The organism is Streptomyces sp. NPDC033177, assembly GCF_055577715.1.
In genome coordinates this window covers 17,322-43,393 of the sequence record NZ_JBVIPS010000006.1, presented here as the reverse complement: position 1 = coordinate 43,393, position 26,072 = coordinate 17,322, and the positions used below count along the sequence as shown (strand labels likewise).

The following is a 26,072-nucleotide window of genomic DNA, read 5'->3' as shown; positions in this document are numbered from 1 at the left end:
CCGGTAACCAACTCGAGGAGACCACCATGCCCCTCGCCAAACTCGGCGTCGTCGCACTCGACTGCCCCGACCCCCTCGCGCTCGCCACCTTCTACGCGGCCGTACTCGGCGGCACCCCCAAGGACAACGGTGGCGGCTGGGTCACCCTCGAAGTCCCCGGCAGCACACCGCTCGCCTTCCAGGCCGCCCCCGGCCACGTACCGCCGCAGTGGCCCGAGGCCACGCGCTCGCAGCAGTTCCACCTCGACCTCGACGTGGAGCGGGCGCAGTTGGACGCCGTGGAGAAGGAGGTGCTCGCGCTCGGCGCCACCGCGCTCGACGCGGAGGACCGCGAGCGCAGCTTCCGCGTGTACGCAGACCCGGCGGGGCACCCGTTCTGTCTCTGCGCCTGCTGAACCCAGCCGGAGAAAGGAACCCGCATGGCACCCGTCGGACGCCTACGCAACGTCGTGCTCGACTGCCAGGACCCCTACCAACTCGCCGAGTTCTACGGCCACTTGCTCGGCGGCGAGATCGAGGTCGACGCCGAGGAGGAGGATGACTGGGTCACTCTCAACACCCCCGGCGGCCTGCGCCTCTGCTTCCAGGAGGCACCCGACTACCGCCCGCCCGACTGGCCGCAGGCGGGCACCGGCTCCCAGCAGGCCCACCTCGACATCGACGTGGGCCCGACCGTCCAGGACGTCGAGCGCGCCCAGGAGCGCGTACTCGCCCTGGGAGCCAAGCCATTGGACGTCGACGACGACAACGGGGAGCGGGACTTCCGCGTCTACGCCGATCCAGCAGGGCATCCCTTCTGCCTCTGCTGGATCGCCGCGGACTGAGGGGGCCGGGCGGTCTCAGTCGGCCGCCTGCCGCCGTCGCCTCTCCCGCGCCGCCCGTGCCGCGAAGTCCACGCCACGCAGCACCCGTTGAACGTTGCCCCACGTCAGGCGGGCGAGGTCGTCGTCGGACCAGTCGCGCTCCATGAGCTCGGCGACGAGGTGCGGATAGCGCGAGGTGTCGGCAAGGTCCTCGGGGTGCGCGGCCGGGGTGTCGTACGTCCCCGAGAGGCCCACGCACTCCGGGCCCGCGACGCGGCGTACGTGGTCGAGGTGGTCCGCGACCTCGCTGACCGAGGAACCCGTCTGCTCGGCCGCCAGGGGCACCAGGCACAGGCCCTTGGCGGCGCCGAGCGCGGTGAGCAGGTCGTCCGAGAGGTTCGCCGGGGCGTCCCGCAGCGCGCGGGCTCCCGAGCGGGTGAACAGGACGGGCGCCCTGGAGACGGCGAGCACCCGGTGCGCCGTGGCCTCGGACGCGCCGGTCAGTTCGGCCAGGACACCGAGCCTGTTGAGCTCGCGCACCACTTCGTCGCCGAACGGGGTGAGACCATCGGGGCCCGCCCATGACGTGCCGGAGAGCGTGAGCGAGCACAGGCCGAGGGTGTGCAGGGCGCGCAGGGTGGCGAGCGAGTCACCGATCGCCTCGGCACGTGCCGGGCCGATCAGGGCGGCGATGCGGCCGCAGTGCCGGGCGTCGGCCACCTCGGACGCGGTGTGGGCCAGGCGCAGCCCCTCGGAGTGACGGCCGACGACGTGCTTGACGAGGTCGAGCTGTTCGAGGGTCGCGGCGAGGACACGGTCGCCGGTGATGCTCTCCGGGACGTGCAGCGACCAGAACTGTGCCCCGACGCCGCCCGCCCGCAGCCGGGGCACGTCGGCGTCCACGGCGCTGTCGCCCAGCTCCAGGTCGTACCAGGGCAGTCCGCGCAGCGCCCAGGGCAGTCCGCTGTAGCCGTCGGCGACGGGGTGCGCGGCGAGCAGCGCTCGGGCGCGCCGCAGCGGGTCCGGCGTGGGCGGCCCTGACTCGGACGCGGGGAGTGCCGGCTCCGGCGCGGGTGGTCCCGGTTCGGGTATGGGCGGGGGTTCGGGGGTCCGCGCGGGGGGCCGGTCGAGCTCTCCGGCTTCGGCGGTGGTGTCGAGTTCGACCTGCAGATCTGCCATGGCGGTTCTCCGGGCTTCTGGGGCGGTCCGGTCCACCGTGACACGCCGGAGCCGCGGCTTCGCGGCGGGCGAAGCGTTCGGGGTACGAGGGGGCGGCGACGGCATGCGAAGGGGCCCCGCCGATCGTCCGGCGGGGCCCCTTCGTCGTGTCCGTGAGACGGCTCAGCCGCCCGAGACGGTGACCTTCTCGTCGTTGTTCAGCTGCTCCACCATCTGCTTGACCTTGGCCTTGTCCCACAGGAGGTTGCCGCCGGTGGAGCCCGCGAGCGGCATGTTCATGGACTTGCCGTCGCCGCCGGTCACGCCCTTCATCGCCCAGAACATGGAGGCCACGTCGAACAGGCCCATGTCCTTGTCGACGATCAGCGTGTCCAGGCCCGCGCCCATCGTGGGGTAGAGCTTGAAGGGGTTCAAGACCGTGCCCGGCGTCGCCGCCTGATTGGCCAGCGCCGCGAGGAACTTCTGCTGGTTCTTCGTGCGGTCCAGGTCACTGCCCTTCAGGGCGTAACGCGTACGGACGAAGGCCAGGGCCTCCTTGCCGTCGAGGGTCTGCTTGCCCGCCTCGAAGTCGGCGCCGGACTTCTCGTCCTTGAAGCCCTCGGGGATGTCCATCTCGACGCCGCCTACCGCGTCCACGATCTCGGCGAAGCCGCCGAAGCCGATCTCGGCGTAGTGGTCGATCCTGAGGCCGGTGTTGTACTCGACGGTGCGGACGAGCAGCTCGGGGCCGTCCTCCGCGTACGCCGCGTTCAGCTTCGTCTGGCGGCCCTGGTTCGGGTAGAGCTTGCCGGACTCGGCGCCCTTGAACGACGGGATCGTCACGTTCGAGTCGCGGGGCAGCGAGATCATCGTGTTCCCGCCGTCGTCCGCGACGTGCAGGATCATCATCGAGTCGGTGCGCTTGCCCTCGGCCGAGCCCGTGTGGAGGTCCTTCTTGTCCTGGTCGGACATGCCCTCGCGGCTGTCGGAGCCGACGATCAGGTAGTTCGTGCCGTCGCCGCCGTCGGGCCGCTCGATGACCTTGGAGAGGTCGACCTCGCGCTTGAGCTTGGAGTCGGCCCAGAAGTACGTGCCGATCGAGACGGCGAGCAGCACCACGACGAGGCTGATCGAGCCGATCTTGATGCGGCGCCGCCAGTTCGGGGCGGGACGGGGAGCGCGGGTGCCGTACCCGTCGTCGCCGCCCCGGCCGCCCTGGCCCTGGCCGTTCGGGGAGCCGTAGACCTGACCGGTGTTGTAGCCGCTGTCGTAGCCCTCCTGGCGGGGGCTGCGGGGCTCGAACATGTCGTCGCGGGCGTCGCCGTACGGCCGGCCGTATCCGTCGTCGTACGGCTGCTGCTGCGGCACGCCTCCCGCCTGCTGCTGGCCCGGTCGGCCGGACGGGCCGCCGCGCTGGACATGCCGCATCCTGCGGGCGCCCTCAGGCTGCGTGCTCCCGCTGCCACGGCCGTACGCGCGGCCGTTGCCCTGGTCGTCAGGCCAATCGCTCATGTGGCTTAGTGTGCCGTCTCCGCCCACGTGCCTCACAGGGCAGGCGTGATTTCGGTTCAGGGCTGTTGCAGAGCTGATGCAAAGCGGCCCGGCGTGGGCCCGGCATACGTCAGACATAGGGTGGAGCCCATGACAGACCTGGCCCCTGGCACGGAATCGGAGATTCCGGGCAAGCCGACTTCGGCGTCCCGCACGACTCTCAGCCACATCATGACCCACAACGACACCAACCTCCTCGGCACGGTGCACGGCGGTGTGATCATGAAACTGGTGGACGACGCTGCGGGGGCGGTCGCGGGACGGCACTCGGGCGGGCCCGCGGTCACCGCGTCCATGGACGAGATGGCGTTCCTGGAGCCGGTGCGGGTCGGGGACCTCGTCCATGTGAAGGCGCAGGTGAACTGGACGGGCCGCAGCTCCATGGAGGTCGGCGTCCGGGTCCTTGCCGAGCGCTGGAACGAGTCGACGCCCGCGCAGCAGGTCGGCTCGGCCTACCTCGTCTTCGCCGCCGTCGACGCGGACGGCAAGCCGCGGGGCGTGCCGCCGGTGCTCCCGGAGACCGAGCGGGACCGCCGCCGCTACCAGGAGGCGCAGATCCGGCGCACGCACCGCCTCGCGCGCCGCCGGGCCATCAAGGACCTGCGCCGGGCGCGCGCCGCTGAGGGCCTGGACGACTGAGCGCCGGGCGCGGGCGCCCGCGGGCGGGCCCGCGGGCCGTCAGCTCTTCTGGCACACCACCTGGTCACCGGTCACGGCGCCGAACTCACCTTGGTAGGCGTCCTCCGCCCGCACCGGCCTGACCATCTTGAAGTCCTGGCCCGCGAGCACCTTCAGGGTCGCGCCCTGCCCGTTGATCGCCCGCATCTGACAGCCGGGCAACGCCGTGGCCAGGGACTTCGCCGAGCGGTCCCAGCGCGGGTCGTACGCGACGATGGTGCGCTTCAGCGGCATGCCGGGCACATTGGGCGGCACGTTCCCGGGGGTCCGCGTCGTACGGAAGCCGGTGGCCCGCAGCCCGTTGTCGACCCGCTTGCCCAGGCCCGGCACGCCCGTGGCGTTGTCGACCTGCACCCGGATCTGCTGCGGTGACACATCGACGATGGCCTTGCGCCCGAGGTTGTGCGCGGCCAGGGGGCGGTCGTCGCGCAGCGCCTGGAAGAGCTTCGCGGACCTGACCGGGTCCCACTTCAGCGTCGAGCCGATGCCGGGCACCAGCACGCCCTTGCTGCGCAGCGGCACGGTGGTGAACTCCGACGACTTCGGCGAGAAGCCGCGCATCGCCCTCCCCAGGGCGAGCATCTCGTTCGTGCCGAAGCCCTTGTCGGCCCGGACCGAGCCGAGCAGCGTCCTGGACACGTCCCGGAACTTCAGCGGGTTGAGCAGCACCCCGCTGCCGGTCGCCTTCGAGATCAGCGCCGCGAGGAACCGCTGCTGGCGCTGCATCCGCCCCAGGTCGGACGTGCCGTCGACGTGCCGCGTGCGGACGTACTGCAGGGCCGCGCCGCCGTTCAGCGTGTGGGTGCCGACGGGCAGGTTGAGCCCGGTGTAGGAGTCCCGCAGGGGGCGGGTCGTGCAGATGTCGACGCCGCCGAGCACGTCCACGGTCTTCATGAAGCTGGTGAAGTCGATCTCCAGATAGTGGTCGATCTTGACCTTCGTCATGTTCTCGACGGTCCGCACTGTGAGGTTGGGGCCGCCCTCCGCGTACGCCGCGTTCAGCTTGACCGGATGCGCCTTGTGCCGGTCGCCGGAGTTCCGGTCGACGTGCTCGGGCATCTCGGCGTAACTGTCCCGGGGCAGGCTCACGACGCTGGCGCGGTTTCGGTCCTCCGAGATGTGCACGATCATGACCGTGTCCGTGCAGTGGCAGGGCGCCCCGCCGAGGCGGTACTTCTCCTTCTCCGCCGGGGTGATCTTGTCCCGGCCGTCGGTGCCGACGAGCAGGACGTTCATGCCGTTGCCGCCCTTGGGCCGGTTCTTCATGTCCTTGAAGGCGTCGACCCGCGCGATCTCGGTGTCGAGGCTGGTGACGACGCCGTGCCCGATCCCGGCCGCCGCGAGCACCGTCACGGAGAACCCCGTCGCCACCCTCACGACCCACCGCGGCCGCCTGCGCTGCTTGACCGGCCGCCCCACGGGCTGCTGCGCCGGCTGCCTCGCACGAGGCGGACGCTGGCCACGCGGCGGCGGGGTGGGGTAGCGGCGGGGCGGTGTGGGCACGTGGGGGGACACCTCCGCGGTGACGGGCCTGTCCGGACGGGTAGGTGGAAGGACGCGTGGGGGGCCGGGGAATGCGAGAACCGTAGGCCCATACGATCTGCGACCCGGGGCAGCAGGCCGGGCGGCGCGCGCCCGTGTCCCCCATTCGCGGTAACGTGGCGCCGATGAACGCGACGCCCGACGAGCAGCTTCCTGCCGTATCCGTGATCATGCCGGTGCTCAACGAGGAACGGCATCTGCGTGCTGCCGTCTCCGCGATCCTCGAGCAGGAGTACGACGGGGAGATGGAGGTCGTCGTCGCGCTTGGTCCCTCCACGGACCGCACGAACGAGATCGCCGCCGAACTGGTCGCCGAGACCGCGGGCCACCGCGCGAAGGTGCAGACCGTCCCGAACCCCACGGGCCGCACGCCCGCGGCCCTGAACGCCGCCATCAAGGCCTCCAGCCACCCGATCGTGGTGCGCGTGGACGGCCACGGCATCCTGTCGCCCGGCTACATCGCGACGGCCGTACGCCTCCTTGAGGAGACCGGCGCGCAGAACGTCGGCGGCATCATGCACGCCGAGGGCGAGAACGACTGGGAGCACGCGGTCGCTGCCGCCATGACGTCGAAGATCGGCGTGGGCAACGCGGCCTTCCACACCGGCGGCGCGGCCCAGCAGGCCGAGACCGTCTACCTCGGTGTCTTCCGCCGTGCGGCCCTCGAACAGCAGGGCGGTTACAACGAGGAGTTCATCCGCGCCCAGGACTGGGAGCTGAACTTCCGCATCCGTGAGGCCGGCGGCCTCATCTGGTTCTCGCCCGAGCTGAGGGTGCAGTACCGCCCGCGGCCGAGCGTGAAGGCGCTCGCCAAGCAGTACAAGGACTACGGCCGCTGGCGGCACGTCGTCGCCCGCTACCACGAGGGCTCCATCAACCTGCGGTACCTCGCGCCGCCGACCGCGGTCTGCGCGATCGCGGCGGGTGTCGTGGTGGGCGCCCTGGTCACGCCGTGGGGCTTCGTCGTCCCCGCGGGCTACCTCGCGGCGATCACGGCCGGCTCACTGCCCGCGGGCAAGGGCCTGCCGCTGAAGGCGCGCCTGCAGATCCCGGTGGCCCTCGCGACCATGCACATGTCGTGGGGCTGGGGCTTTCTGACCAGCCCGCGCGCCCTCGCCAAGAGGGTCATCGCCTCCCGCCGTCCGGCAGTCCTCACCGAGGCCTGAGGGCGGATCCGGCCCACCGTCGGTGGGCCGGATCGCGTCTCACTTCCAGGTGAAGTCCGGGTCCACGTGCATGCACGCCTTCTTGTCGGAGCCGTTGAGCGCGTCGGCCGAGTCCGGCGTCTTGTCGTCCTGCTTCGACTTGGGGGGCTTGTTCCCCTCCCGCCAGTCGGCGCCGACGACCAGGGTGACCCCGGAGACGTCCGTCGACTTCTTCACCGAACTCAGCTTCATGCCAAGGGACTTGGCGACCCGCTGGGCATCGCCCTCCAGCTCGGCGCTGGGGAACCTGACGACGGTCTTCTCCTCTGCGAGCACCGTCGTCGTGTCGGCCGCCGCCTTGGCGAAGCCCTTCCCGGCGAGGATCTGCGTGACCGCGTTGGCGCGCCCGCCGACCGGCGGCTCGACGTCCGTGCGGGTGCCGTTCTGCACCTGCACGGCGATCTCGTCGTCCGCCGCCGCCGGGTCGTCCGAGAGCTTCTCCTCGGCGGGCTTCTTCTTGCCCTTGCCGTCCAGCGCGATGTCATCGCGTACGAGGCGGAAGAGCTGCTCGGCGTCGCCCGGCTTGGGGATGACCCGCGCGCCCACGTACTCGAACGGCATGGTCGTCATCGTGGTGCGCTCGGGGGAGACCTTCTTGAGCTCGTTGCTCAGGTCGTAGAGCTTCTTCACGGTGCCGAGGCCGTCGTCGACCTTGAGGGCGCTGGTGGCCGTCTCGGCGAGCTTGCGCAGCTTGTTGGGGCTGCTCAGGCCGGCGTTGTTCCGCAGCTCGCGCACCAGCGAGTTCATGTACATGTGCTGTGCCTTGGCGCGGCTGATGTCGGTGCCGCCGTCGAAGCCGTAGCGGGTGCGCAGCCACTGCAGGGCCTGCTCGCCCTTCACGGACGTGGTGCCCTTCTTCAGCTTCAGGCCCGAACCGTGGCCCTGGCTGTCGCGCGAGTGGATGTTGGCGTCCACGCAGACCGGTACGCCGCCGATGGCGTCCGCCATGGAGACCACACCCGCGAAGTCCACCTCCATGAAGTGGTTGATGTGGATGTTGGTGAGCTTCTCCCAGGTGGCGACCGTGCAGCCGGGGCCGCCGCGGCCGAGCGTCTGGTTGGTCATCGTCCGCTGCGTCGACGCCTCGTAGACCTTGCCGTCGTCCGGGTCGGTGCACTTGGGAATGTCGAGGAGCGTGTCGCGCGGCATGCTGATGACCGACATGTTCGTGCGGTCGGCCGACAGGTGAAGGAGCATTTGTACGTCGGCGAGCGGGGTGCCGCCGAAGGTCTCCTTGGCGCCGCCGAGCTTCTGGTTCTCCTTGGAGTCCCGCGCGTCCGAACCGATGAGCAGGATGTTCAGCGGCGTCTGACCGGCCGCGTTCGGCGTGGGCTCGGGGGCCCGGTGCTCGCCGAGGTTCAGGTCGTCGGTCTGAAGATTGTCGTTCAGGTGCTGGTACCAGAGGTATCCGGCGCCGGCCGTGCCAAGGATCAGCACCGACAGGATCGTCGCCGACCAGCGGAGTATCCGGCGTCTCGGACGCGGAGCCCGGCCGCCACCACCCCCACGGCCGCTCCTGCGGTGCCCGCCGTCCGTCGAGGGCTCCCCTCCCTCGTGCGGCGGGCCTCCTTCCTGGCCATGATCACTTGCGTGCGGGGCGCGTGGTCGCGCCCCCTCCCCACGCACGCTGCTTCTCCCCATCCCCTGTCCCTCCCCGCGCTACCCCGAAATACGGCCATCCTGCGCCTTGTGAGACGCAGAACGGCCGCTTCAGGTCACTTGGCGCACACAGTCTTGTCCGCTTCGACCTTCTGAATGCCCTCCGGCGCCTTCGACGGGGCACTGATCGGCACCCCGGCCCCCTTGAAGTCGCTGCCGAGCGTCAGCTTGATGGCCGGGAGCCCCTGCGAGTTCTTCTCGCTCTTCCCGGGCTTCATCGCGGAGCCGGAAAGCCCCATGACGTCGGCGAGCCGCCGGGCCTGATCGGCCTGGTCGGGCGCGTACTCCAGCGTCGTCTTCTTGAGGTCGGACGGCGCGTTGCCGAGCTGGCTGGCCTTGGACATGCCCTCAGTGTTCTGCAAGTACGTGAGAGTTGCCTGAGCGGCGCCCGTCTTCCCGCTGCCGTTGTAGATGTTGACCCGCACATCGGAGGCGGCGGACTTGCTGCCCTTGAGCCGGGCGGCGACCGCCGCCTTCTCCTTCTTCTCCTTCTTCTTGACCGCGGTCAGCGACTCGTCCGCGCGCATCATGGCGAACAGCGGGTCGGCCTTGGCCTCGTTCACGACGACCGTGGTGTGGACCTTCTCCGCCGGGTTGTCGATCACGGGCACGGTCGCGAAGCTGAGGTTCTTCATGTCGAGCTTGCCGAGCTCCATGCCCAGGTCACGGAGTTTCATGATGTCCGCGATCTTGGAGTCGACGGTGAGCGCCTCGGTGCCCGCCTCGGCCAGCTTTATCATCTTGGACGGGCTGGTCAGCGTGTCGTTCGACTTGAGCTTGCGCATCAGCGAGCTGAGGAACTGCTGTTGCAGCTCGATGCGGCTCAAGTCGCCGCCGGTGCCCACGGAGTGGCGCGTGCGGACGAACGCCAGAGCGTCCTCGCCCTCGATGTTGTGCTTGCCCGCGGGCAGCTTCAGATGCGAGTCCGGGTCGTCGATGTCCTTGGCCAGACATACGTCGACGCCGCCGACCGCGCTGGAGAGCGTCTTGACCGCGTTGAAGTCGGCCACCATGAAGTGGTCCGGCACGATTCCGGTGATCTTCGTGACCGTACGCATGGTGCAGCTGGGCGTGCGCTCGCTCTGACCGAGGCTCTCGTTGAAGCGCGCGCTCTGCGATCCCGGAATGGTCTTCTTGCTGCCGTCCTCCATCGTGGTCGGGCAGTCCGGAATGTCCGTGATCATGTCGCGCGGGATGCTCAACGCGGTGGCGTTCGTGCGGTCCTTGGAGACGTGCAGCAGGATCGTCGTGTCGGCGTGGCCGACGCTTCCCTTGTCGCCGTACTTCTCGTTGCCCTCGCCGCTGCGCTTGTCCGTGCCCATCACCAGGATGTTGATGGCACGGTCCTTGCTGAAGCCGCCGGTGCTCGCGCCGTCGTCGTTGATCGAGCTGATGTTGTCGTTGAGGTGCTGGTAGTAGACGTAACCGCCGACACCCACCGCGACCAGGACGAAGGCGAGCGAGCCGCCCGTCCACATCAGGGCCTTCTTGCCCTTGGACTTCTTCGGCTTCTGCTTGCGCCGCCCGCCCGCGGCCTCCGGCTGCGGAGCCCGCCTTCTGCGCTGCGGCGGCACATCGCGCTGCTCGTCACGACGCTCGTCGCGTCGGCCATCGCGGCCGCGCGTCCCCTGGCGTGCCGAGGATCGCGGTGATCTGCGCGGTCCGGGCACTGGCGACTGCCCAGCGGAAGGGCTCAGTCGCAGTTCGTAATCGCCGGTGTTCGGGTTGAGCACCCACTGGTCTGCGGGGTCGATGTTCTCCGCCCGCCCACGGCCTTGCGCGTCCACGGTTGTCTGCGTCCTCCGTCGGGGCCACGCGGCGCCATTCCCCCCTCAAGAAAGGCGCTCGGTCAGTCGTCCAGCGGTGCGCGGCCACGAAGGGCCCTGCGCACCGGATCGCTCACACTATCCGGCCAGTTCAGCGTCGAACGACGCCGGTGACAAATTCCACTCCCCTACAACTGGGCAATCCGCCTTATTTCTTTGTGCGGGCGGTCTTGCGCTTGAGGATGTGTTTACTCGCAGGTCGTCCCGGCTGCCGTGTTGCCGCGGAAAGTGGGGGCGGGGCTCGGCGTCTGCGAAGGGTCGGCCGCCTGCTCCTCGCCGGGCTCGGCCTCGGGCTCCTCGCGCGTCACTTGGAGGGGTGCGTCCGTTCGGAGTCGGGTGAAGAGTTCGTCCGCCGCCGGCTCGACGAGTTCATCCCGATTGGCGTCGTAGACATACGACCGCCGGGGCACCGTGAGGAACTGCACCTGTTCTGTGGGGATGTTGCGCATGCCGCGCACCAGTTCGTACAAACCGCGCAAACTCGCAAGTGCCGGGTCCGTCGTCAGCGAAGAAGTGGCCGCGTCGAGAACCGGATAGAGCTTCGCCGGATTGAGCAGGACATCATTGCTCTGCACCTTGTTGACGAGTGCCGCGAGGAACTGCTGCTGGCGGTCCATGCGGTCGGTGTCGCTGCCGTTGCCGATGCTCTTGCGTGCCCGCACATAGCCGAGCGCCTGCTCGCCGTTGAGGGTCTGCCTTCCCGCGGCGATCTTCAGACGGGCGTCGCGGTCGTTGATCGGCGCCCTGAGGCAGACCTGTACGCCGTCGACCGCGTCGACCATGTCCTTGAACCCGGCGAAATCCACCACCATGTGATGGTCGACGCGGATCTTCGTCATCTTCTCGACCGTACGAATGGTGCAGGCGGTCCCGCCGAACTGGAAGGCCCAGTTGAACTGGGCGAACTGCGCCCGCGTCCGCGAACCGTCGCTCGTGCGGCAGCGCGGTATGTCCACCATCACGTCCCGGGGGATCGACACCGCGGTGGCGCTGCGCCGGTCCGCCGCGAGGTGCAGCAGGATCGTGGTGTCCGAGCGCTGGGTGCCCGGGTCGGGGCCGTACTTCTTGTTGCCCCGTCCGGAGCGGGTGTCCGAGCCGATCAGGAGAATGTTCTGCGCGCCGTTCACCAGGGCCGTCGGGCGCTCCTTCTCGTAGCGGGCGAGCTCCGCCGCGGCGTCGGTGTCCTTGGTGATGTTGCCGTCGAGCTTCTTGTAGACCGCCCACCCCGCGCCCCCGGCCGCCAAAACAAGACCGGCGGCCCCCACGGCCGTCCAGCGCAGCCAGCGCCGCTTGCGCCGGGCGACGCCCTCACCGGTGGGGCTCGAGCCCGCACCGGGCGCGTACGTGGCCGACGGCTCAGGCGGACCGCCGTCGGCATCCGGGCGCTCCGGTCCGGCGGGCGTGCCTGCGGTGTCGGACACGTGTACGGCCACCCCTCATCGCGACGTCGGTGCATGGTGCGCTCTTATGACCATGGACCGGCGTGACGCCGGTGGCCTGCGGACCAGGGGCGCGGGTGGGCCGAACGGGGGAGGGGAGGGGCGCCCGGCAGGGTGCGTTACTTGGCGGTGGCCGTGACCCGCTCGTCCTCGATCCGCTTCGCCAGACCCGCCTCCGCGAGCTGGTCGAGGTGGCGGCAGAGCACCACGGAGCCGCCCGCCGCCAGCGGGGCGTACAGACCGGAGCTGAGGCCCTCCCACGTCTCGTACGACAACCCGGAGAGGAGCCGCGAGCCGGGCGTGAGCCCCTGCGCGGCGGCATCGGCGCGGGCCGTCTCCACCAGCTCCGCACCCGTCAGCTCACCGGCCCCGCCGACGGAGAGGGCGGGCTCCTCCGGAACCACGGGCGCGTACGGCACGAAGCGGTCGCCCTGGCTCGGCACCTCCACCGCGTAGTCCACGAAGCCCTCGGGGGTCTGCGGGAAGCGACCGCCGAGCGGCCGGAGCGCGAGCGCGACCCGCTCCCCGGAACAGACGCGCGCCGCGTCCAGTGAGTCGGGCCCGCTGACGACGAGATCGGCGCCGGCGGGGTCGCCGCCCACGTCGGCGACGACGCCGACGGACGAACAGGCGAGCAGCCAGATCGCCGTCTGCCAGTGCGCGGGCAGCAGCAGGGCGAGCCGGTCGCCGGGCTGGGCGGCGAGATCGTCCTGGAGCAGATTGGCGGTCTTGGCCACCCAATTGGCGAAGGTGGCCACGGACAATTCGACGCGCTCGCCCGTGGCGTCGTCGTAGAAGGTGATGAGCGGGCGGCCCGGGTCCGCGGCGAGCGCGGATCGCAGCAGGTCGGCAGGGGTGCGGTCGGTGGCGTTCACGGGCGCAAGGGTACGCGCGTGCCCTGGTGGCCCGGGTCCGGCGGGGGAGCGGCGGCCACCGGTTCGGCGGACATGAACCGACGGACCGTCAATTCCCCAATGGACAGATCTGTACCGCTATGCCAACTATCAGTTGTATGCGTGGATTTCTAGCTTCCTCGATCGGCGCCACGTGCGCGGCCGCCCTGGCCCTCCCTCTGACCCTGCCGTCGTCCGGCGCCCGCGCCGCGACCCCGGCCGCGGAGTCGCCCGCCGGGCCCTCCGCGGAATCGGTGCCGGGCAGCACCCAGTCACTCCCGCTCACCCCCCTCGGCTCCGACCGCTCGACAGGCGGCGGAGCCTCCGCCGAACAGGGCCTGCTCCAGCGCGAGGTCCGCCCCTTCTCCCTGGTGGGCGTCATCTGGGACGACCCGGACGACGAACTGCACGGCAGCGTCCAGGTCCGCACCCGGGCGACCGGCACGAGCACCTGGTCCGGCTGGCAGCCCGTGGAGACCCACAACCACGAGCACGCCGCCGACCCGGACGACCCGGAGCGGGCCTCGGGCCGGGTCCGCGGCTCCACGGCACCGCTGTGGGTCGGCGACTCGGACGGGGTCGAGATCCGGGTGCGGAGCGAGGCGGCGCAGCACCGCGGCGCCGCACAGTCTTCCGCGGCACAGGGCCTGCCGACGGGCCTGCGTCTCGAACTCGTCGACCCCGGGGCCGAGCCGCCCCCGCAGGGCCCGGCGCCCAAGGGCGCAGGCTCCACGGTCCTGACCGCTGAGGCCGCCGCCTCCTCCGCGGTCAACGCCGACCTCGCCCCGCTCGGCGCCGACGTCATCCCGGCGCTCGGCAAGAAGGAGACGGAGTCCGACCTCATCGCGGCCCGCGGCGGTCCGGAGGAAGCCGCGGGCCAGGCCAGGCCGCACGTGGGGCCGCGGCCGCGGATCACCACGCGCAAGGGCTGGGGCGCGAACGAGAGGCTCCGCGAGAAGAACTTCGCGTACACGAAGACCGTCAAGGCCGCCTTCGTGCACCACAGCGCGTCGGGCAACAACTACCGCTGCTCACAGACCGGATCCGTGCTGCGCAGCATCTACCGCTACCACGTCAAGAGCAGCGGCTGGCGTGACCTCGGCTACAACTTCGCGGTCGACAAGTGCGGAAAGATCTACGAAGGACGTGCCGGAGGTGTGGCCAAGCCCGTCCTCGGGGCCCACACTCTCGGTTTCAACAGCAACAGCATGGGCATCGCCGTCATCGGCAGCTTCGGGTCCTCCAAGCCGCCCGCGGCCTCCGTGAAGGCCATCGCCCGGCTGACCGCGTGGAAGCTCGGCCTGTACGGCGCGAACCCGCGCGGAAAGACATACCTGAGGTCCGGGGGAGGGAATCTCTACAAGAAGGGCCGCAACGTCCGGCTCCATGTGATCTCCGGGCACCGTGACGGTTTCGCCACGGAATGTCCCGGGAGCCGCCTGTATCAGAAGCTGGGCAAGGCCCGTTCCACCGCGGCCCGCTACCAGGGCCGCTGAGTCCGCGCACCCGTATCACGAAGCACACCGCACGACCCGCACAGCGCACTGCACGATCTGCAAAGGCATCTGCATACACTGGCCGGCCGCGACTCAAGTTCGGCCGGCCCCAGCAGGAAGCAGAGACGACAGGTGACAGAAGCGATCCTCCTGGTCGGCGGCAAGGGCACCCGGCTTCGTCCGCTCACGGTGCACACGCCCAAGCCGATGGTCCCGGCGGCGGGCGTCCCGTTCCTCACCCACCAGCTGGCGCGGGCCCGCGCGGCGGGCGTGGAGCACATCGTCCTGGCGACCTCGTACCTCGCCGAGGTCTTCGAGCCGTACTTCGGGGACGGCTCGGCCCTCGGCCTGCACATCGAGTACGTCACGGAGACCGAGCCCCTCGGCACGGGCGGCGCGATCCGCAACGTGGCGTCGCGCCTTAGCTCGGGACCCGACGAGCCGGTCCTGATCTTCAACGGCGACATCCTCACGGGCCTGGACATCCGTGCCCTGGTCTCCACGCACGAGGAGTCGGGGGCGGACGTCTCCCTGCACCTCACGAAGGTCACGGACCCGCGCGCGTACGGCCTTGTGCCGACCGACGGGACGGGCAGGGTGCAGGCCTTCCTGGAGAAGCCGCAGACGCCCGAGGAGATCGTCACCGACCAGATCAACGCGGGCGCGTACGTGTTCCGCCGCTCGGTCATCGACAGCATCCCGGTGGGCCGCCCCGTCTCGGTCGAGCGCGAGACGTTCCCCGAACTGCTCGCCTCCGGGGCCCACCTCCAGGGCATGGTCGACTCGACGTACTGGCTGGACCTGGGCACACCCCAGGCCTTCGTACGGGGCTCCGCCGACCTGGTGCTGGGCCGCGCCCCCTCCCCGGCGATCCCGGGCCGCTGCGGCGACCGCCTGGTCCTGCCGACCGCCACGGTCGCCCCCGACGCGAAGCTCACCGGCGGCACGGTGGTCGGCGAGCACGCGGTGATCGGTGAGGGCGCACGGGTGGACGGCAGCACGGTCCTTGCGGGCGCGGTCATCGAACCGAACGCGGTCGTCACGGACTCGCTGATCGGCGCGGGCGCGAGGGTGGGCGCACGCACGGTCCTCACGGGCGCGGTGATCGGCGACGGCGCGGACGTCGGCGCCGACAACGAACTGCGCGACGGCGTACGGGTGTGGTGCGGGGCGGGCTTGCCGGCGGGGTCGGTCAGGTTCTCGTCGGACCAGTAGAGGAGCTTCGCTCTTCGCAGCCCGTCCGTTGTTCGTGGTTATTTAGCCCGTCCGGCGTTTGAGGACGAACTCGGCGAAGCCGGTGATGAGGGCACGCAAGGCCCCCGCGCCAGCGGCCCGCGGCGGAGCCGCAAGTGTCACAGTCGGGAAGGGGTGGGGTAGGGGACAAAAAAGGCCTCTACCCTCGTACAGATGTCATCCCGTTTCGCCCCCCGCTCCACCCCCACCCGCACCACGGTGCGCGGCGGCGAAACGGCGATCCCCCGGACAGCGAGCCAGGCAGGCACACCCCGCCAGGCCACCACGGCCAGAACCCGCGCCTGGACCCCGCCCTACCCCCTGAACCTGGGCCTGACCGTCGGCCCCCTGCGTAGGGGCCCCGCGGACCCCACCTTCCGCGCGACCCCCGACGGCTCGGCCTGGCGGGCCAGCCGCACCCCGGAGGGCCCCGGCACGCTCCGGGTGGCCCTGCGCGGCGACACGGTGGCGGCCGAGGCCTGGGGCCCGGGAGCGACCTGGCTCCTGGACCAACTCCCGGAGCTGCTCGGCGAGTCGGACGCCCCGGAGGACTTCGCCCCCCGCCACCGCCTCCTCGCGGTGACAGCGCATCGCCGCCCCGGCCTCCGCCTGATCCGCACGGGCCTGGTCATGGAGTCCCTGATCCCGTCGATCCTGGAGCAGAAGGTCACGACGGACGAGGCGTACCGCGCCTGGCGCCTCCTGGTCCGCAAGTACGGCGAACCGGCACCCGGCCCGGTCCCCGAGCACCTGCGCATGTACGTCATGCCGGACCCGAGGACCTGGACCCTGATCCCGTCCTGGGAGTGGCACAAGGCGGGCGTGGACAACAAGCGCGCGTCGACGATCCTGCGGGCGGCGCGAGTGGCCGCGCGCCTGGAGGAGGCGGCGGCGATGGAACCGCTCAAGGCGCAGGCCCGCCTGGAACTGATCCCGGGCATCGGCCCGTGGACCTCGGCGGAGACGATCCAGCGCAGCAACGGCGCCCCGGACGCGGTCACGGTCGGCGACCTCCACCTGCCGGGCATCGTCGGCCACGCTCTGGCGGACAACCGCGAGGCGGACGACGAGGAAATGCTGCGCCTCCTGACCCCCTACGAGGGCCAGCGCCACCGAGCGGCCCGCCTCATCCTCCTGAGCGGCCGCACCCCGGCCCGAAGAAAACCAAAAATGCCGAAGACGGACATCGCACTGCTCTAGAGCGCCCCGCAGAGAGCCCCGCAGGGGGCGCGGGGAACTGCGCTCGGCCAAGCCCCGTAAGGGGCGCGGGGAACTGCGCGATCAGCCCCCACAAACGCGCACCCGAAACAGCCCCGCAGCAGCCCGCACGGCCCAACGCCCAGGGGCGAGTCACCGCACGGCGATGAAATCCTCCGCATCCCGCGCGCCCCGAGCGCCAGGCTCGACCGCCCCGTGCCCGACAGCCACCGCTCCCATCGGGTCCCACGACTCCGGAAGCCCGAGAACGTCCCGTACGACGTCCCGGCAGAACATCGTCGACGACACCCACGCGGACCCAAGACGCTCCCCGGCGAGGGCGACGAGGAAGTTCTGCACCCCGGCACCGGCCGCGACCACGAACATCTCCCGCTCGGCCGCGTCCCGCCGCTCGTCCCCGTACGTGTGCGAGCCGTCCATGACGAGGCAGGGCACCACCAGGTAGGGGGCCTTGCGCAGGACGTCCCCCCTGCGTACGCGCTTCGCGATGGACTCGGCGGACTTGCCGTCCCGCTCCAGATCGGCGATCCACGCGTCCCGCATCGCGTCGAGCAGCCGCACCCTGGAGTCCGCGGACTCCAGGAGGACGAACCGCCACGGCGTCGTGTGATGCGGCGCCGGCGCGGTCACCGCGGCGGCCACGGCCCGGCGCACGGCCCCGGGGTCCACCGGCTCGTCGGTGAACTCCCGCACGGTCCGCCGCTGTGTCACCGCTTCCCGCACGGCCTCGGACGTGCCGAGCCGGAACATGTCGTCGCGCGAGCTCCGCACCATGACGCGAGCCCCCTCGTCGGCTCCGCCTGCCTCACCGACGACATGCGACAGCCCCCGGACCACCGCGACCGGCAGCCCGCCGGCCTTCCCCTTGACCAGATCGCCCGCGGCGGCCAGCTCGTCCGCCGTGGCGACGACCGTCGCGCTCAGCGGATTGCCGTACGCGTCGACGCCGCCCCGCAGATCGTCGAGGACCCGCACGCCCGCCGCCCCGATGGCGACGTCCGTCAGGCCGTTGCGCCAGGGGCGCCCGAAGGTGTCGGTGACCACGACGCCGACGTCCACGCCCAGCGCGTCCCGCAGCCCGTCCCGCACCGCGCGCGCCGACGCGTCGGCGTCCTCGGGCAGCAACAGGACGGTCCCGGCGGGCGTGTTGGAGGCGTCGACACCGGCGGCGGCCATCACGAGGCCCTGCCGGTTCTCGACGATGCGCAGGGTCCCGCGCCGCGCCACGACCCGTACGGTCTCGGAGTCGATGGCCGCCTCGCGGTCACGGGCCTCGACGATCCGCCCCTCGGCCTTGCTGACGATCTTCGAGGTGACGAGGAGCACGTCCCCTTCGGCGAGTTCCGGTTCGGCGGTGGCGATCAGCTTGGCGAGGTCGTCCCCCTGCCGCACCTCGGGCAGCCCCGGCACGGCCCAGACCCGGAACGACGGCGAGGCCCCGGCCCTGGATCCGGTCCCGGATGCGGCCTCGGAGGAGCTCTCGGATGAGCTCTCGGATGAGCTCACGCCCGCACCTCCTCCGCGAGGGCGAGCGCCGCGCGCGCCATCTCGGCGGTCGCGTCGTCGTCGCTCATCATCAGCGGGATCGCCCGGCACCGGATGCCCGCCGACGTGACCCGTTCCACGACCCCGGCGTCCACGGTGTCGACGAGCCAGCCGTCGAGCAGCCCGCTTCCGTAGTGCTCGGCGACCGCGGCGGCGCTCGACTCCACGCCCACCGCGGCGAGCACCTTGTCGGCCATGCCCCGCACGGGCGCGTCCCCGACGATGGGGGAGAGCCCGACGACGGGCACGCCCGCGTCGGCGATGGCCTCGCGGATCCCCGGCACGGCGAGGATCGTCCCGACGCTCACCACGGGGTTGGACGGCGGGAAGAGCACGACGTCCGCCTCGGCGATCGCCTCCAGGACGCCGGGTGCGGGCTTGGCCTGGTCCGCGCCGACCGGCACGACGGCGTGCGCGTCCACGGACGCCCGAAGGCGCACCCAGTACTCCTGGAAGTGGATGGCCTTCTGCTCGCCGTCGACCGTGACGGCGACATGCGTCTCGACGCGGTCGTCCGACATGGGGATGAGCCGCACGCCGGGCTGCCAGCGCTCGCACAGTGCTTGCGTCACCGCGCTGAGGGGGTATCCGGCGGCCAGCATCTGCGTCCGCACGATGTGTGTGGCGAAGTCCCGGTCGCCGAGCCCGAACCACTCGGGCCCGACCCCGTACGCCGCGAGCTCTTCCTTGACCTTGAACGTCTCGTCCGTACGTCCCCAGCCCTGCTCTTCGTTGATGCCGCCGCCGAGCGTGTACATCACGGTGTCGAGGTCGGGGCAGACCTTCAGCCCGAACAGGTGAATGTCGTCACCGGTGTTGCCGATGACGGTGATGTCCGCGTCAGGCGCGGCTTTCTTGAGCCCGCGGAGGAAACGGGCGCCGCCGATACCGCCGGCCAGGACCACAATGCGCATGGGCCCAAGCATGTCAGGCAGGTACGACAGCGTGTCAGGCGGTTACGACATCTCCGGCCGTTGGAGCGGTGGCCCGCACGCCGCACTGCGCCGCGTGCATCGGCATGTCGGTCAGGCCGGGGTAGTAGATGTGCAGGCTGACGGCCGGCTCCAGGGAGTCGTTGACGACGTCGTGGACGTACCCGGGCGCGAACACGCGTTGGGCCCCGGCGCCGAGCGCGCGCTGCCCGCGCTCCGTACGCTCCGTCAGTTCGCCCTCAAGGACCGTGAGTACGCCGGAGGAACGGCCGTGGTCGTGCGTTCCGCTGCCCTGCCCCGGGACCCAGGAGAGCAGCCACACCTCGTAGCCGGGCCCCGTGCGCAGGCGGTGGTACCAGCGGCTCGTCGCGTCGTACTCGACGAGGTGGGACCACTGGGCGCGGTCGGCCGCGATGGTGCGGGCCAGGCCGACGAACTCGGCCACGGTGGCGGGGTGCTCGCGGGCGGGCTGCAGGAGGTGGGTGACTTCGAGGATGTCGCCGGCGATCTGGAGGTCGCTGTCGCTGTTCATGGTGCGGTGGTTCCTCAACGTGAGTGCCAGGAGTCGCTAGGGAGCTGATGCGAGGGAACAGAAGGGGGCTACAGGCAAAGAAGGGAAAAAGCGGCTCGGGCGGTGAAGCGCCGGAGCGGGCTCAACAGCTGGAAGCGGGATGGCTCAACAGCTGGAACAGGAACAGAGACAGCGCGCGTGGGCAGCGCCGAGGAGCCCGCGGGTGCGGGTCGTCGGGAGTGCCAAGTTTGCGAGCATGCCCACTAGGACAGCGGCTCACACCTTCTCTGTCAACTCTATGTCCGGTATGTGGAATATGTTTCACCTCATCCGGTTGTTCTGTCAGGTGAAAGGTTTGTGCATGGGGTTCACGGGACACCCAGGGTCACATCGTGCTTCAGCCGGCGCGTAAACCCCGGCGCGCTCCCGTGACCCGAATGTGATCCCCTTCGCTTCGGTGGACCGGTCGCAACGGGATCGTTCCCCGTGACGTCCTTCCCTGGTGAAGGCGGTCGCGGGGCGCCTTGGGATGGGCCACCGGCAAGTGACGAGGTTTATGCCGATTTGAACACTTTCCGCATTACCTTGGTTCCGCAGGGTGAATAAGGGGCCCAATAGCAGATCTCGGCTTGACTGGCCCGGATCGGCACACTTGTAATTTCACTCGTGTCGTTCAGCCGAAATCGGTAACGGCAAGCACCACGGGGACGCACAGACAGACGAGGGGCGCAGATGACCGAGCTGGTTCAGGAACTGCTGGTCGAGGACGCGGACGAGGAACTCGGCTGGCAGGAGCGCGCGCTGTGCGCCCAGACCGATCCCGAGTCCTTCTTCCCCGAGAAGGGCGGCTCCACGCGAGAGGCCAAGAAGGTCTGCCTCGCCTGTGAGGTTCGTTCGGAATGCCTTGAGTACGCACTGGCGAACGACGAGCGGTTCGGAATCTGGGGCGGTCTTTCGGAGCGGGAACGCCGCCGTCTGAAGAAGGCCGCCGTCTGAACACCAGCTGGATCCGCCCGACCAAACGGCACACACCCCTACGTAAGGAACAGCCCGTCGCCCGTGGGTTATCCACAGGCGGCGGGCTGTTGTGATGCCAGCCGTTAGTGTGGGGCCCCGTCCGAGACGCCCCGGCGCCCCCATGAAGCGCAGGCGTCCACCGCAGTCCATCGAACCGGGGCCCGTACCTCGATGTCCGTGCACAGCCATTCGGCAGCCAGTCACCACGACGCCGCTGCCGCACCTGAGTTCCCGCGGCACGTAGTCACCGCCGTGATCGTCTCCCACGACGGCGCCCGCTGGCTGCCCGACGCCCTCGCCGGCCTGCTCGGCCAGGAGCGCCCGGTGCAGAACGCCGTGGCCGCGGACACCGGCAGTGCGGACGACTCCGCCCGCCTGGTCACCGAGGCACTCGGCCCCGACCGCGTCCTGCACCTGGCCCGCCGCTCCGGCTTCGGCACCGCCGTCGACGAGGCGAACCGCACCGCCGGCGTGCTGACCCCGGAAGAGCTGCCCTACCTGAAGCGCCCCAGCGGCTGGGACCCGGTCAGCCGGACCTGGCGCGACGACGCCTACGACCTCCCCGAACTGCCCCACGGCGAGCCCGAACAGTGGCTCTGGCTGCTGCACGACGACTGCGCGCCCGAGCCCGGCGCCCTCACCGAACTGCTCCGCGTCGTGGAGAACGAACGCGAGGTCGGCAAGGACGTCGCGATCGTCGGCCCCAAGCTGCGCGGCTGGTACGACCGCCGCCAGCTCCTGGAAGTCGGCGTCTCCATCGCCAACAGCGGCCGCCGCTGGACCGGCATCGACCGGCGCGAACAGGACCAGGGCCAGCACGACCACGTACGGCCCGTGCTCTCGGTGTCCACCGCGGGCATGCTGATCCGGCGGGACGTCTTCGACGAACTCGGCGGATTCGACCGGCGCCTGCCCCTCATGCGGGACGACGTCGACCTGTGCTGGCGCGCCCAGAACGCGGGCCACCGCGTCCTCATCGCCCCCGAAGCCGTCGTCCGGCACGCCGAGGCCTCCTCGCGCGAGCGCCGAGCCGTCGACTGCGTCGGGCGTACGTCGACGTCCCCGCACCGCGTGGACAAGGCAGGCGCCGCCTACACCCTGCTCGTCAACGCCCGTACGGCCGTGCTGCCCTGGGTGCTCTTCCGGCTCGTCTTCGGCACCCTGCTGCGCACCGTGGCGTATCTGGTCGGCAAGGTCCCCGGCCAGGCGGTCGACGAGGTCGCCGGTCTCCTGGGCACACTGCTGCGGCCCGGACGGATCGTCAGCGCCCGCAAGGAGCGCGGCAGATCGGCGCTCGAACCGTCCGAGATGCGGCCGCTCTTCCCGCCGCCGGGCGCCACCGTTCGCGCCACCGTCGAACAGGTCGCGGGCAACATCGTCGGCCGCTCCGACCCCGAGGCCGTCACCGGCGCGGGGCGGCACGGGGCCGTCGAGACCGGCCCCGGCGGGGACGACGCGGACTTCCTCCAGGTCGAGCAGTTCGCCCGCCTCAAGCGCCTGGCCCGCAAGCCGGGACCGATGCTCTTCGTGGTGCTCCTTTTCGCCTCGCTCATCGCCTGCCGCGAACTCCTCGGCTCCGGTGCGCTCGCGGGCGGCGCGCTGCTGCCCGCCCCCGGCGACTCCTCCGCCCTCTGGGCGCGCTATCTCGACGCCTGGCACCCGGTCGGCACCGGCGGCACGCAGTCGGCGCCGCCCTATCTCGCGCTCGTCGCGGGGCTCAGCAGCCTGCTGTTCGGGTCCACCGGGCTCGCCGTCACCGTGCTCCTGGTGGGCTCGGTGCCGCTGGCCGGCTTCGCCGCCTACTTCGCCTCACGGCCCCTGGTCGAGTCGCGCCTGCTGCGCGCCTGGGCCTCCGTCGCGTACGCCTTCCTGCCGGCCGCCACGGGCGCGCTCGCGGGCGGGCGCATCGGCACCGCCGTCCTCGCGATCCTGCTGCCGCTCATGGCGCGCGCGGGCATCGCGGCGAGCGGACTGACCTCCCCAGAAGGCACGCGCGGCAGCTGGCGCGCCTCGTGGGCGTTCGCCCTGCTCCTGTCGCTCACCACCGCCTTCACGCCGATCGTGTGGCCGATCGCCCTGGTGCTCGGCCTCGCGCTCCTCGTGGTGCGCAGGCGCGACATCACGGCGTACGGCCTGCGGTGCCTCGCCGCGCTCGGCACCCCGCTCCTGATCCTCGCGCCCTGGTCGGTCTCGCTGCTGCCCTTCGGCTTCTTCGGTGAGGCGGGACTCGCGTTCGGCGTCGGCTCAGCGACCGGGCTCGACCTGCTCGGCGGCAGCCCCGGCGGCCCCGGCACCGTTGACGGGCTGCTGCTCATCGGCATCGTGCTCGCCGCCCTGGCCGCCCTCCTGCGTACGGAGCGGCAGCTCGCCGTCCGCACCGCCTGGATCGCCGCGCTGGTCTCCCTGGTCTTCGCCGCGCTCTCGAACAGCTCGGCGTGGGCGGGCCCCGCGACCCTCGCGTACGGCCTCGCGCTCCTCGCCGCCGCCGCGCTCGGCGCCGACGGCGCACGCACGCGTGTAGCCGAGCAGAGCTTCGGCTGGCGCCAGCCGGTCGCCGTCCTCATCGCCTTCGCGGCGGCCGCCGGGCCGCTGCTCGTCGCCGCCGGGTGGATGATCCGCGGCGCCGACGGCCCGCTGGAGCGGCGCGACCCGGTCCAGGTGCCCGCGTTCGTCGCCGAGGAGAGCGGCACGCAGGACCAGGCCCGCACGCTCGTCCTGGACAGCGAATCGGCCGCCCAGGTGTCGTACACCCTCGTCCGCGGCTCGGGCGCCCGCCTCGGTGACGCCGAACTCGCCGACGCGGGCGGCTCGAACGGGCACCTGGACAAGATCGTCGCCCGGCTCCTCGCGGGCTCCGGCGCCGACCAGGCCGACCAGCTCGGCGGCTTCGCCGTGCGCTACGTCCTCGTCCGCGACGGCGCGCCCCGCCAGATGAGCCGCACCCTGGACGCCACCCCCGGCCTGACCCGGCTCTCCCAGGAGGACGGCAGCGCCCTGTGGCGCGTGGACCGGCAGGTCGCGCGCGCCGCGATCGTTCCCGCATCCGGCGACCCTCTGCCGGTGGCCGCGGGCCCCGTGGAGCTGCACACGAACATCCCGGCCGGCGACGAGGGCCGCACCCTGCGGCTCGCCGACGCCGTCGACTCGGGCTGGACGGCGACCCTGGACGGCCGCACGCTGACCCCGACCACGCTGGACGGCTGGGCGCAGGGCTTCGAACTGCCCGCGTCGGGCGGCCGCCTGGACGTCACGCACGCGACTCCCGTGGGGCACACGGGATGGCTGTGGGCCCAGGGCGCGCTCGCCGTGGTCCTGGTGGTCCTCGCCCTTCCCGGCCGCCGCCGCGACGTGGACGACGACCTCCCCGAGGAGGCCGTCATCCCGGCGGAGCCCGTCGAGGGCGAGGGGCGCAGGGCCCGCAGGCTGCGGGCCGCGCAGGCCGAGCAGGACGCCGCGCAAGGAGGCGCCGGGCAGGACGACGCCGGCACTCCGCCTCCTCCTCCGGAGGAGGAAGGTGCCTATGCCGCGGTGCCCCAGCAGCAGACGCCGTCGCACGACGAGTGGCAGGCCCCCGCCCACGCGGGCGCCGACTACGGCACGTACGAGGGCGAGCAGCAGTACCAGGACGCCCAGTACCCCGCGGGTTCGTACGACCAGCCCGCGTACCAGGACCCCTACCAGGGCGGCCAGTACGACCCGTACGCCTACGGAGGCGCACAGGGCGGACAGGGCAGCGCCGAGCAGTACGGCCAGGCGTTCGACGCCGCGTACGGGCAGCCCCCGATGCCGCCCCAGCCCCCGCAGCCGCCGCACGGCACCGACAGTGAGCGCCCCGACGGGAGCCAGCAGTGAACCGCACGACCCAGTCCCTGATCGCCGCCGCGGCCGCGCTCGCCGCGGTCACCGGGTTCGCCGTGGCCACCGCGCCCGACGGCAGCGGCGACGACGGCGCGAAAGCGGCCGCGCGGCTGCCCGTGGAGCGCACCAGCCTGCTCTGCCCGGTACCCAGCGCCTCCGACCTCGCCGAGACCTCGTACACGGCGTTCACGCCCAAGGGTGAGGGCTCCGGCAAGACGGGCAAGGCGGAACTGCTGCCCGCCACCAGGGCGTTGAAGGTCACCCCTGAGGACGAGGCCAGAAAAGAAACGAAGAAGGACGACAAGCCCTTCCTGACCTCGAAGGCACCGGGCAAGCCGGTCACCGGCGAGGAGTCCGGGGGCGAGTCACCCGCGCTCCTGGGTACCGCGGACGGCAGGCAGGCCCCCGGCTGGACCGTCCAGCAGACCACCAAGTATGCGGTGGGCAGCGGCCGCGGCATCCAGGGCACCAACTGCACGGCGCCCGACACGGACTTCTGGTTCCCGGGCACGAGCACCGCCAAGGACCGCAGCGACTACGTACACCTGACCAATCCGGACGACTCGGCGGCCGTCGTCGACATCGAGCTGTACGGCAAGGACGGCGCCCTCAAGACCGAGGTGGGCGAGGCGATCCAGGTCCAGCCGCACTCCAGCGTCCCGGTCCTGCTGTCCACGCTCGCGGCCCAGGAGCAGACCAACCTCACGATGCACGTGACCGCGCGCAGCGGCCGGGTCGCGGCCGCCGTGCAGTCGTCGGACGACAAGCTCGGCGGCGACTGGCTGCCCGCGTCCGCCGACCCCGCGAGCCGCCTGGTCCTGCCCGGCATCCCCAAGGACGCCACTTCGGTACGCCTGGTCGCCTTCGCCCCCGGTACCGACGACGCCGACCTGAAGGTGCAACTGGCCTCGCCCACCGGTTCGATCAGCCCGGCCGGGCACGCGAACCTGCACGTCAAGTCCGGCATGACGACAGCCGTGGACCTCGGCGACGTCACCAAGGGCGAGGCGGGCTCGCTGATCCTGACGCCGACGGAGGAGGCGACGCCCGTTGTGGCGGCCCTGCGCGTCACCCGGGGCAAGGGCGCCGACCAGGAGACGGCGTTCATCCCCGCGACGAGCGCCGTCGGCACGCGCGCGACGGCGGCCGACAACCGGGCCAAGGGCTCCACACTGTCGCTCGTGGCCCCCGGCGAGACCGGCAAGGTGCGGGTCACGGCGTCGGAGGGCAGCGAAGGCGGCTCGCCGACGACCAAGACGTACACGGTCAAGGGCGGCACGACCCTGGGGATCAAGGCGCCCGTCCCGAGCGGCCTCAAGGGCACGTACGCGCTCACGGTGGAACCGGTGTCGGGGGGCCAGGTCCATGCCTCCCGCATGCTGGAGGACCCGGAGGGCGGCGTCCCCATGTTCACCGTCCAGACCCTGCCGGACGACAGGGGGATGGTGTCGGTGCCCGAGGCGGAACAGGATCTGAAGGTGCTGCAGAAGTAGTGCCGGCGCCGCAGA

General features: G+C 71.4%; 20 protein-coding genes. 10 read left to right on the top strand and 10 right to left on the bottom strand.

Annotated elements, in window-relative coordinates:
• Nucleotides 1-26: 26 nt before the first annotated feature.
• Both ACZ5U5_RS21215 and ACZ5U5_RS21210 read left to right on the top strand, forming a co-directional pair.
• Nucleotides 27-395, top strand: coding sequence for a VOC family protein (locus ACZ5U5_RS21215; RefSeq protein WP_469023875.1), 369 nt, complete (start codon nucleotides 27-29; stop codon nucleotides 393-395).
• Nucleotides 396-419: 24 nt separating this feature from the next.
• Nucleotides 420-824: a VOC family protein gene (locus ACZ5U5_RS21210; protein ID WP_469023873.1), complete on the top strand. Its 405-nt coding sequence runs from the start codon at nucleotides 420-422 to the stop codon at nucleotides 822-824.
• 15 nt (nucleotides 825-839) lie between these two features.
• Here ACZ5U5_RS21210 and ACZ5U5_RS21205 read toward each other — a convergent pair whose 3' ends face one another.
• Together ACZ5U5_RS21205 and ACZ5U5_RS21200 are read right to left on the bottom strand one after the other, a co-directional pair.
• Nucleotides 840-1,982, bottom strand: coding sequence for a dipeptidase (locus ACZ5U5_RS21205; protein WP_469023871.1), 1,143 nt, complete (start codon nucleotides 1,980-1,982; stop codon nucleotides 840-842).
• A 162-nt stretch (nucleotides 1,983-2,144) separates the two neighbouring features.
• Nucleotides 2,145-3,473, bottom strand: coding sequence for an LCP family protein (locus ACZ5U5_RS21200; protein ID WP_469023869.1), 1,329 nt, complete (start codon nucleotides 3,471-3,473; stop codon nucleotides 2,145-2,147).
• A gap of 129 nt (nucleotides 3,474-3,602) precedes the next feature.
• Here ACZ5U5_RS21200 and ACZ5U5_RS21195 point away from each other — a divergent pair, with 129 nt between their 5' ends.
• Nucleotides 3,603-4,151, top strand: coding sequence for an acyl-CoA thioesterase (locus ACZ5U5_RS21195; protein ID WP_451221335.1), 549 nt, complete (start codon nucleotides 3,603-3,605; stop codon nucleotides 4,149-4,151).
• Between the two features lie 39 nt (nucleotides 4,152-4,190).
• Here the strand turns inward: ACZ5U5_RS21195 and ACZ5U5_RS21190 are convergent, their stop codons facing one another.
• On the bottom strand, nucleotides 4,191-5,693 hold the full coding sequence (locus ACZ5U5_RS21190; RefSeq protein ID WP_469023865.1) for an LCP family protein: 1,503 nt from the start codon (nucleotides 5,691-5,693) through the stop codon (nucleotides 4,191-4,193).
• A gap of 164 nt (nucleotides 5,694-5,857) precedes the next feature.
• On the opposite strand from ACZ5U5_RS21190, the gene ACZ5U5_RS21185 reads away from it, so the two are divergent.
• Nucleotides 5,858-6,898, top strand: coding sequence for a glycosyltransferase family 2 protein (locus ACZ5U5_RS21185; RefSeq protein ID WP_469023863.1), 1,041 nt, complete (start codon nucleotides 5,858-5,860; stop codon nucleotides 6,896-6,898).
• A gap of 39 nt (nucleotides 6,899-6,937) precedes the next feature.
• Here the strand turns inward: ACZ5U5_RS21185 and ACZ5U5_RS21180 are convergent, their stop codons facing one another.
• The 4 genes from ACZ5U5_RS21180 to ACZ5U5_RS21165 all read right to left on the bottom strand — a co-directional run bounded on the left by ACZ5U5_RS21180 (nucleotide 6,938) and on the right by ACZ5U5_RS21165 (nucleotide 12,736).
• Nucleotides 6,938-8,578: an LCP family protein gene (locus tag ACZ5U5_RS21180; RefSeq protein WP_469023860.1), complete on the bottom strand. Its 1,641-nt coding sequence runs from the start codon at nucleotides 8,576-8,578 to the stop codon at nucleotides 6,938-6,940.
• A gap of 74 nt (nucleotides 8,579-8,652) precedes the next feature.
• Nucleotides 8,653-10,383, bottom strand: a complete 1,731-nt coding sequence (locus ACZ5U5_RS21175) for an LCP family protein (protein ID WP_469023857.1) — start codon at nucleotides 10,381-10,383, stop codon at nucleotides 8,653-8,655.
• Nucleotides 10,384-10,610: 227 nt separating this feature from the next.
• A complete protein-coding gene (locus ACZ5U5_RS21170; protein ID WP_469023854.1) occupies nucleotides 10,611-11,843 on the bottom strand; it encodes an LCP family protein in 1,233 nt (410 codons plus the stop codon).
• A gap of 137 nt (nucleotides 11,844-11,980) precedes the next feature.
• Entirely contained in the window at nucleotides 11,981-12,736 is a 756-nt protein-coding gene (locus ACZ5U5_RS21165; RefSeq protein WP_469023851.1) for a TIGR03089 family protein, read from the bottom strand.
• Nucleotides 12,737-12,873: 137 nt separating this feature from the next.
• On the opposite strand from ACZ5U5_RS21165, the gene ACZ5U5_RS21160 reads away from it, so the two are divergent.
• The 3 genes from ACZ5U5_RS21160 (at nucleotide 12,874) to ACZ5U5_RS21150 (ending at nucleotide 16,683) form a co-directional block, all read left to right on the top strand.
• Entirely contained in the window at nucleotides 12,874-14,250 is a 1,377-nt protein-coding gene (locus ACZ5U5_RS21160) for a peptidoglycan recognition protein family protein (protein WP_469023848.1), read from the top strand.
• Nucleotides 14,251-14,382: 132 nt separating this feature from the next.
• Nucleotides 14,383-15,465 carry a mannose-1-phosphate guanylyltransferase gene (gene manB / locus ACZ5U5_RS21155; protein ID WP_469023845.1) on the top strand — a complete coding sequence of 361 codons (1,083 nt, stop codon included), beginning with the start codon at nucleotides 14,383-14,385 and terminating at the stop codon, nucleotides 15,463-15,465.
• Nucleotides 15,466-15,657: 192 nt separating this feature from the next.
• A complete protein-coding gene (locus ACZ5U5_RS21150) occupies nucleotides 15,658-16,683 on the top strand; it encodes a DNA-3-methyladenine glycosylase family protein (RefSeq protein WP_469023841.1) in 1,026 nt (341 codons plus the stop codon).
• 150 nt (nucleotides 16,684-16,833) lie between these two features.
• Here the strand turns inward: ACZ5U5_RS21150 and ACZ5U5_RS21145 are convergent, their stop codons facing one another.
• The 3 genes from ACZ5U5_RS21145 to ACZ5U5_RS21135 are packed head-to-tail and all read right to left on the bottom strand — an operon-like array spanning nucleotide 16,834 to nucleotide 19,710.
• Nucleotides 16,834-18,207 (bottom strand): coenzyme F420-0:L-glutamate ligase, encoded by a 1,374-nt coding sequence (locus ACZ5U5_RS21145; protein WP_469023838.1) that lies wholly within the window; start codon nucleotides 18,205-18,207, stop codon nucleotides 16,834-16,836.
• Complete coding sequence (cofD, locus tag ACZ5U5_RS21140) at nucleotides 18,204-19,160, bottom strand: 2-phospho-L-lactate transferase (RefSeq protein ID WP_469023835.1); 957 nt, start codon at nucleotides 19,158-19,160, stop codon at nucleotides 18,204-18,206. The genes ACZ5U5_RS21145 and cofD overlap by 4 nt, the downstream gene beginning before the upstream one ends.
• Before the next feature lie 34 nt (nucleotides 19,161-19,194).
• The gene (locus ACZ5U5_RS21135) at nucleotides 19,195-19,710 is read right to left on the bottom strand and encodes a cysteine dioxygenase (protein WP_469023833.1); all 516 of its coding nucleotides are present in this window, start codon (nucleotides 19,708-19,710) and stop codon (nucleotides 19,195-19,197) included.
• 711 nt (nucleotides 19,711-20,421) lie between these two features.
• Here ACZ5U5_RS21135 and ACZ5U5_RS21130 point away from each other — a divergent pair.
• The 3 genes from ACZ5U5_RS21130 (at nucleotide 20,422) to ACZ5U5_RS21120 (ending at nucleotide 26,057) form a co-directional block, all read left to right on the top strand.
• Nucleotides 20,422-20,685, top strand: a complete 264-nt coding sequence (locus ACZ5U5_RS21130) for a WhiB family transcriptional regulator (protein ID WP_016642094.1) — start codon at nucleotides 20,422-20,424, stop codon at nucleotides 20,683-20,685.
• A gap of 192 nt (nucleotides 20,686-20,877) precedes the next feature.
• On the top strand, nucleotides 20,878-24,558 hold the full coding sequence (locus tag ACZ5U5_RS21125) for a glycosyltransferase family 2 protein (protein WP_469023829.1): 3,681 nt from the start codon (nucleotides 20,878-20,880) through the stop codon (nucleotides 24,556-24,558).
• A complete protein-coding gene (locus ACZ5U5_RS21120) occupies nucleotides 24,555-26,057 on the top strand; it encodes a DUF5719 family protein (protein WP_469023827.1) in 1,503 nt (500 codons plus the stop codon). The genes ACZ5U5_RS21125 and ACZ5U5_RS21120 overlap by 4 nt, the downstream gene beginning before the upstream one ends.
• The last annotated feature ends 15 nt before the right edge of the window (nucleotides 26,058-26,072 follow it).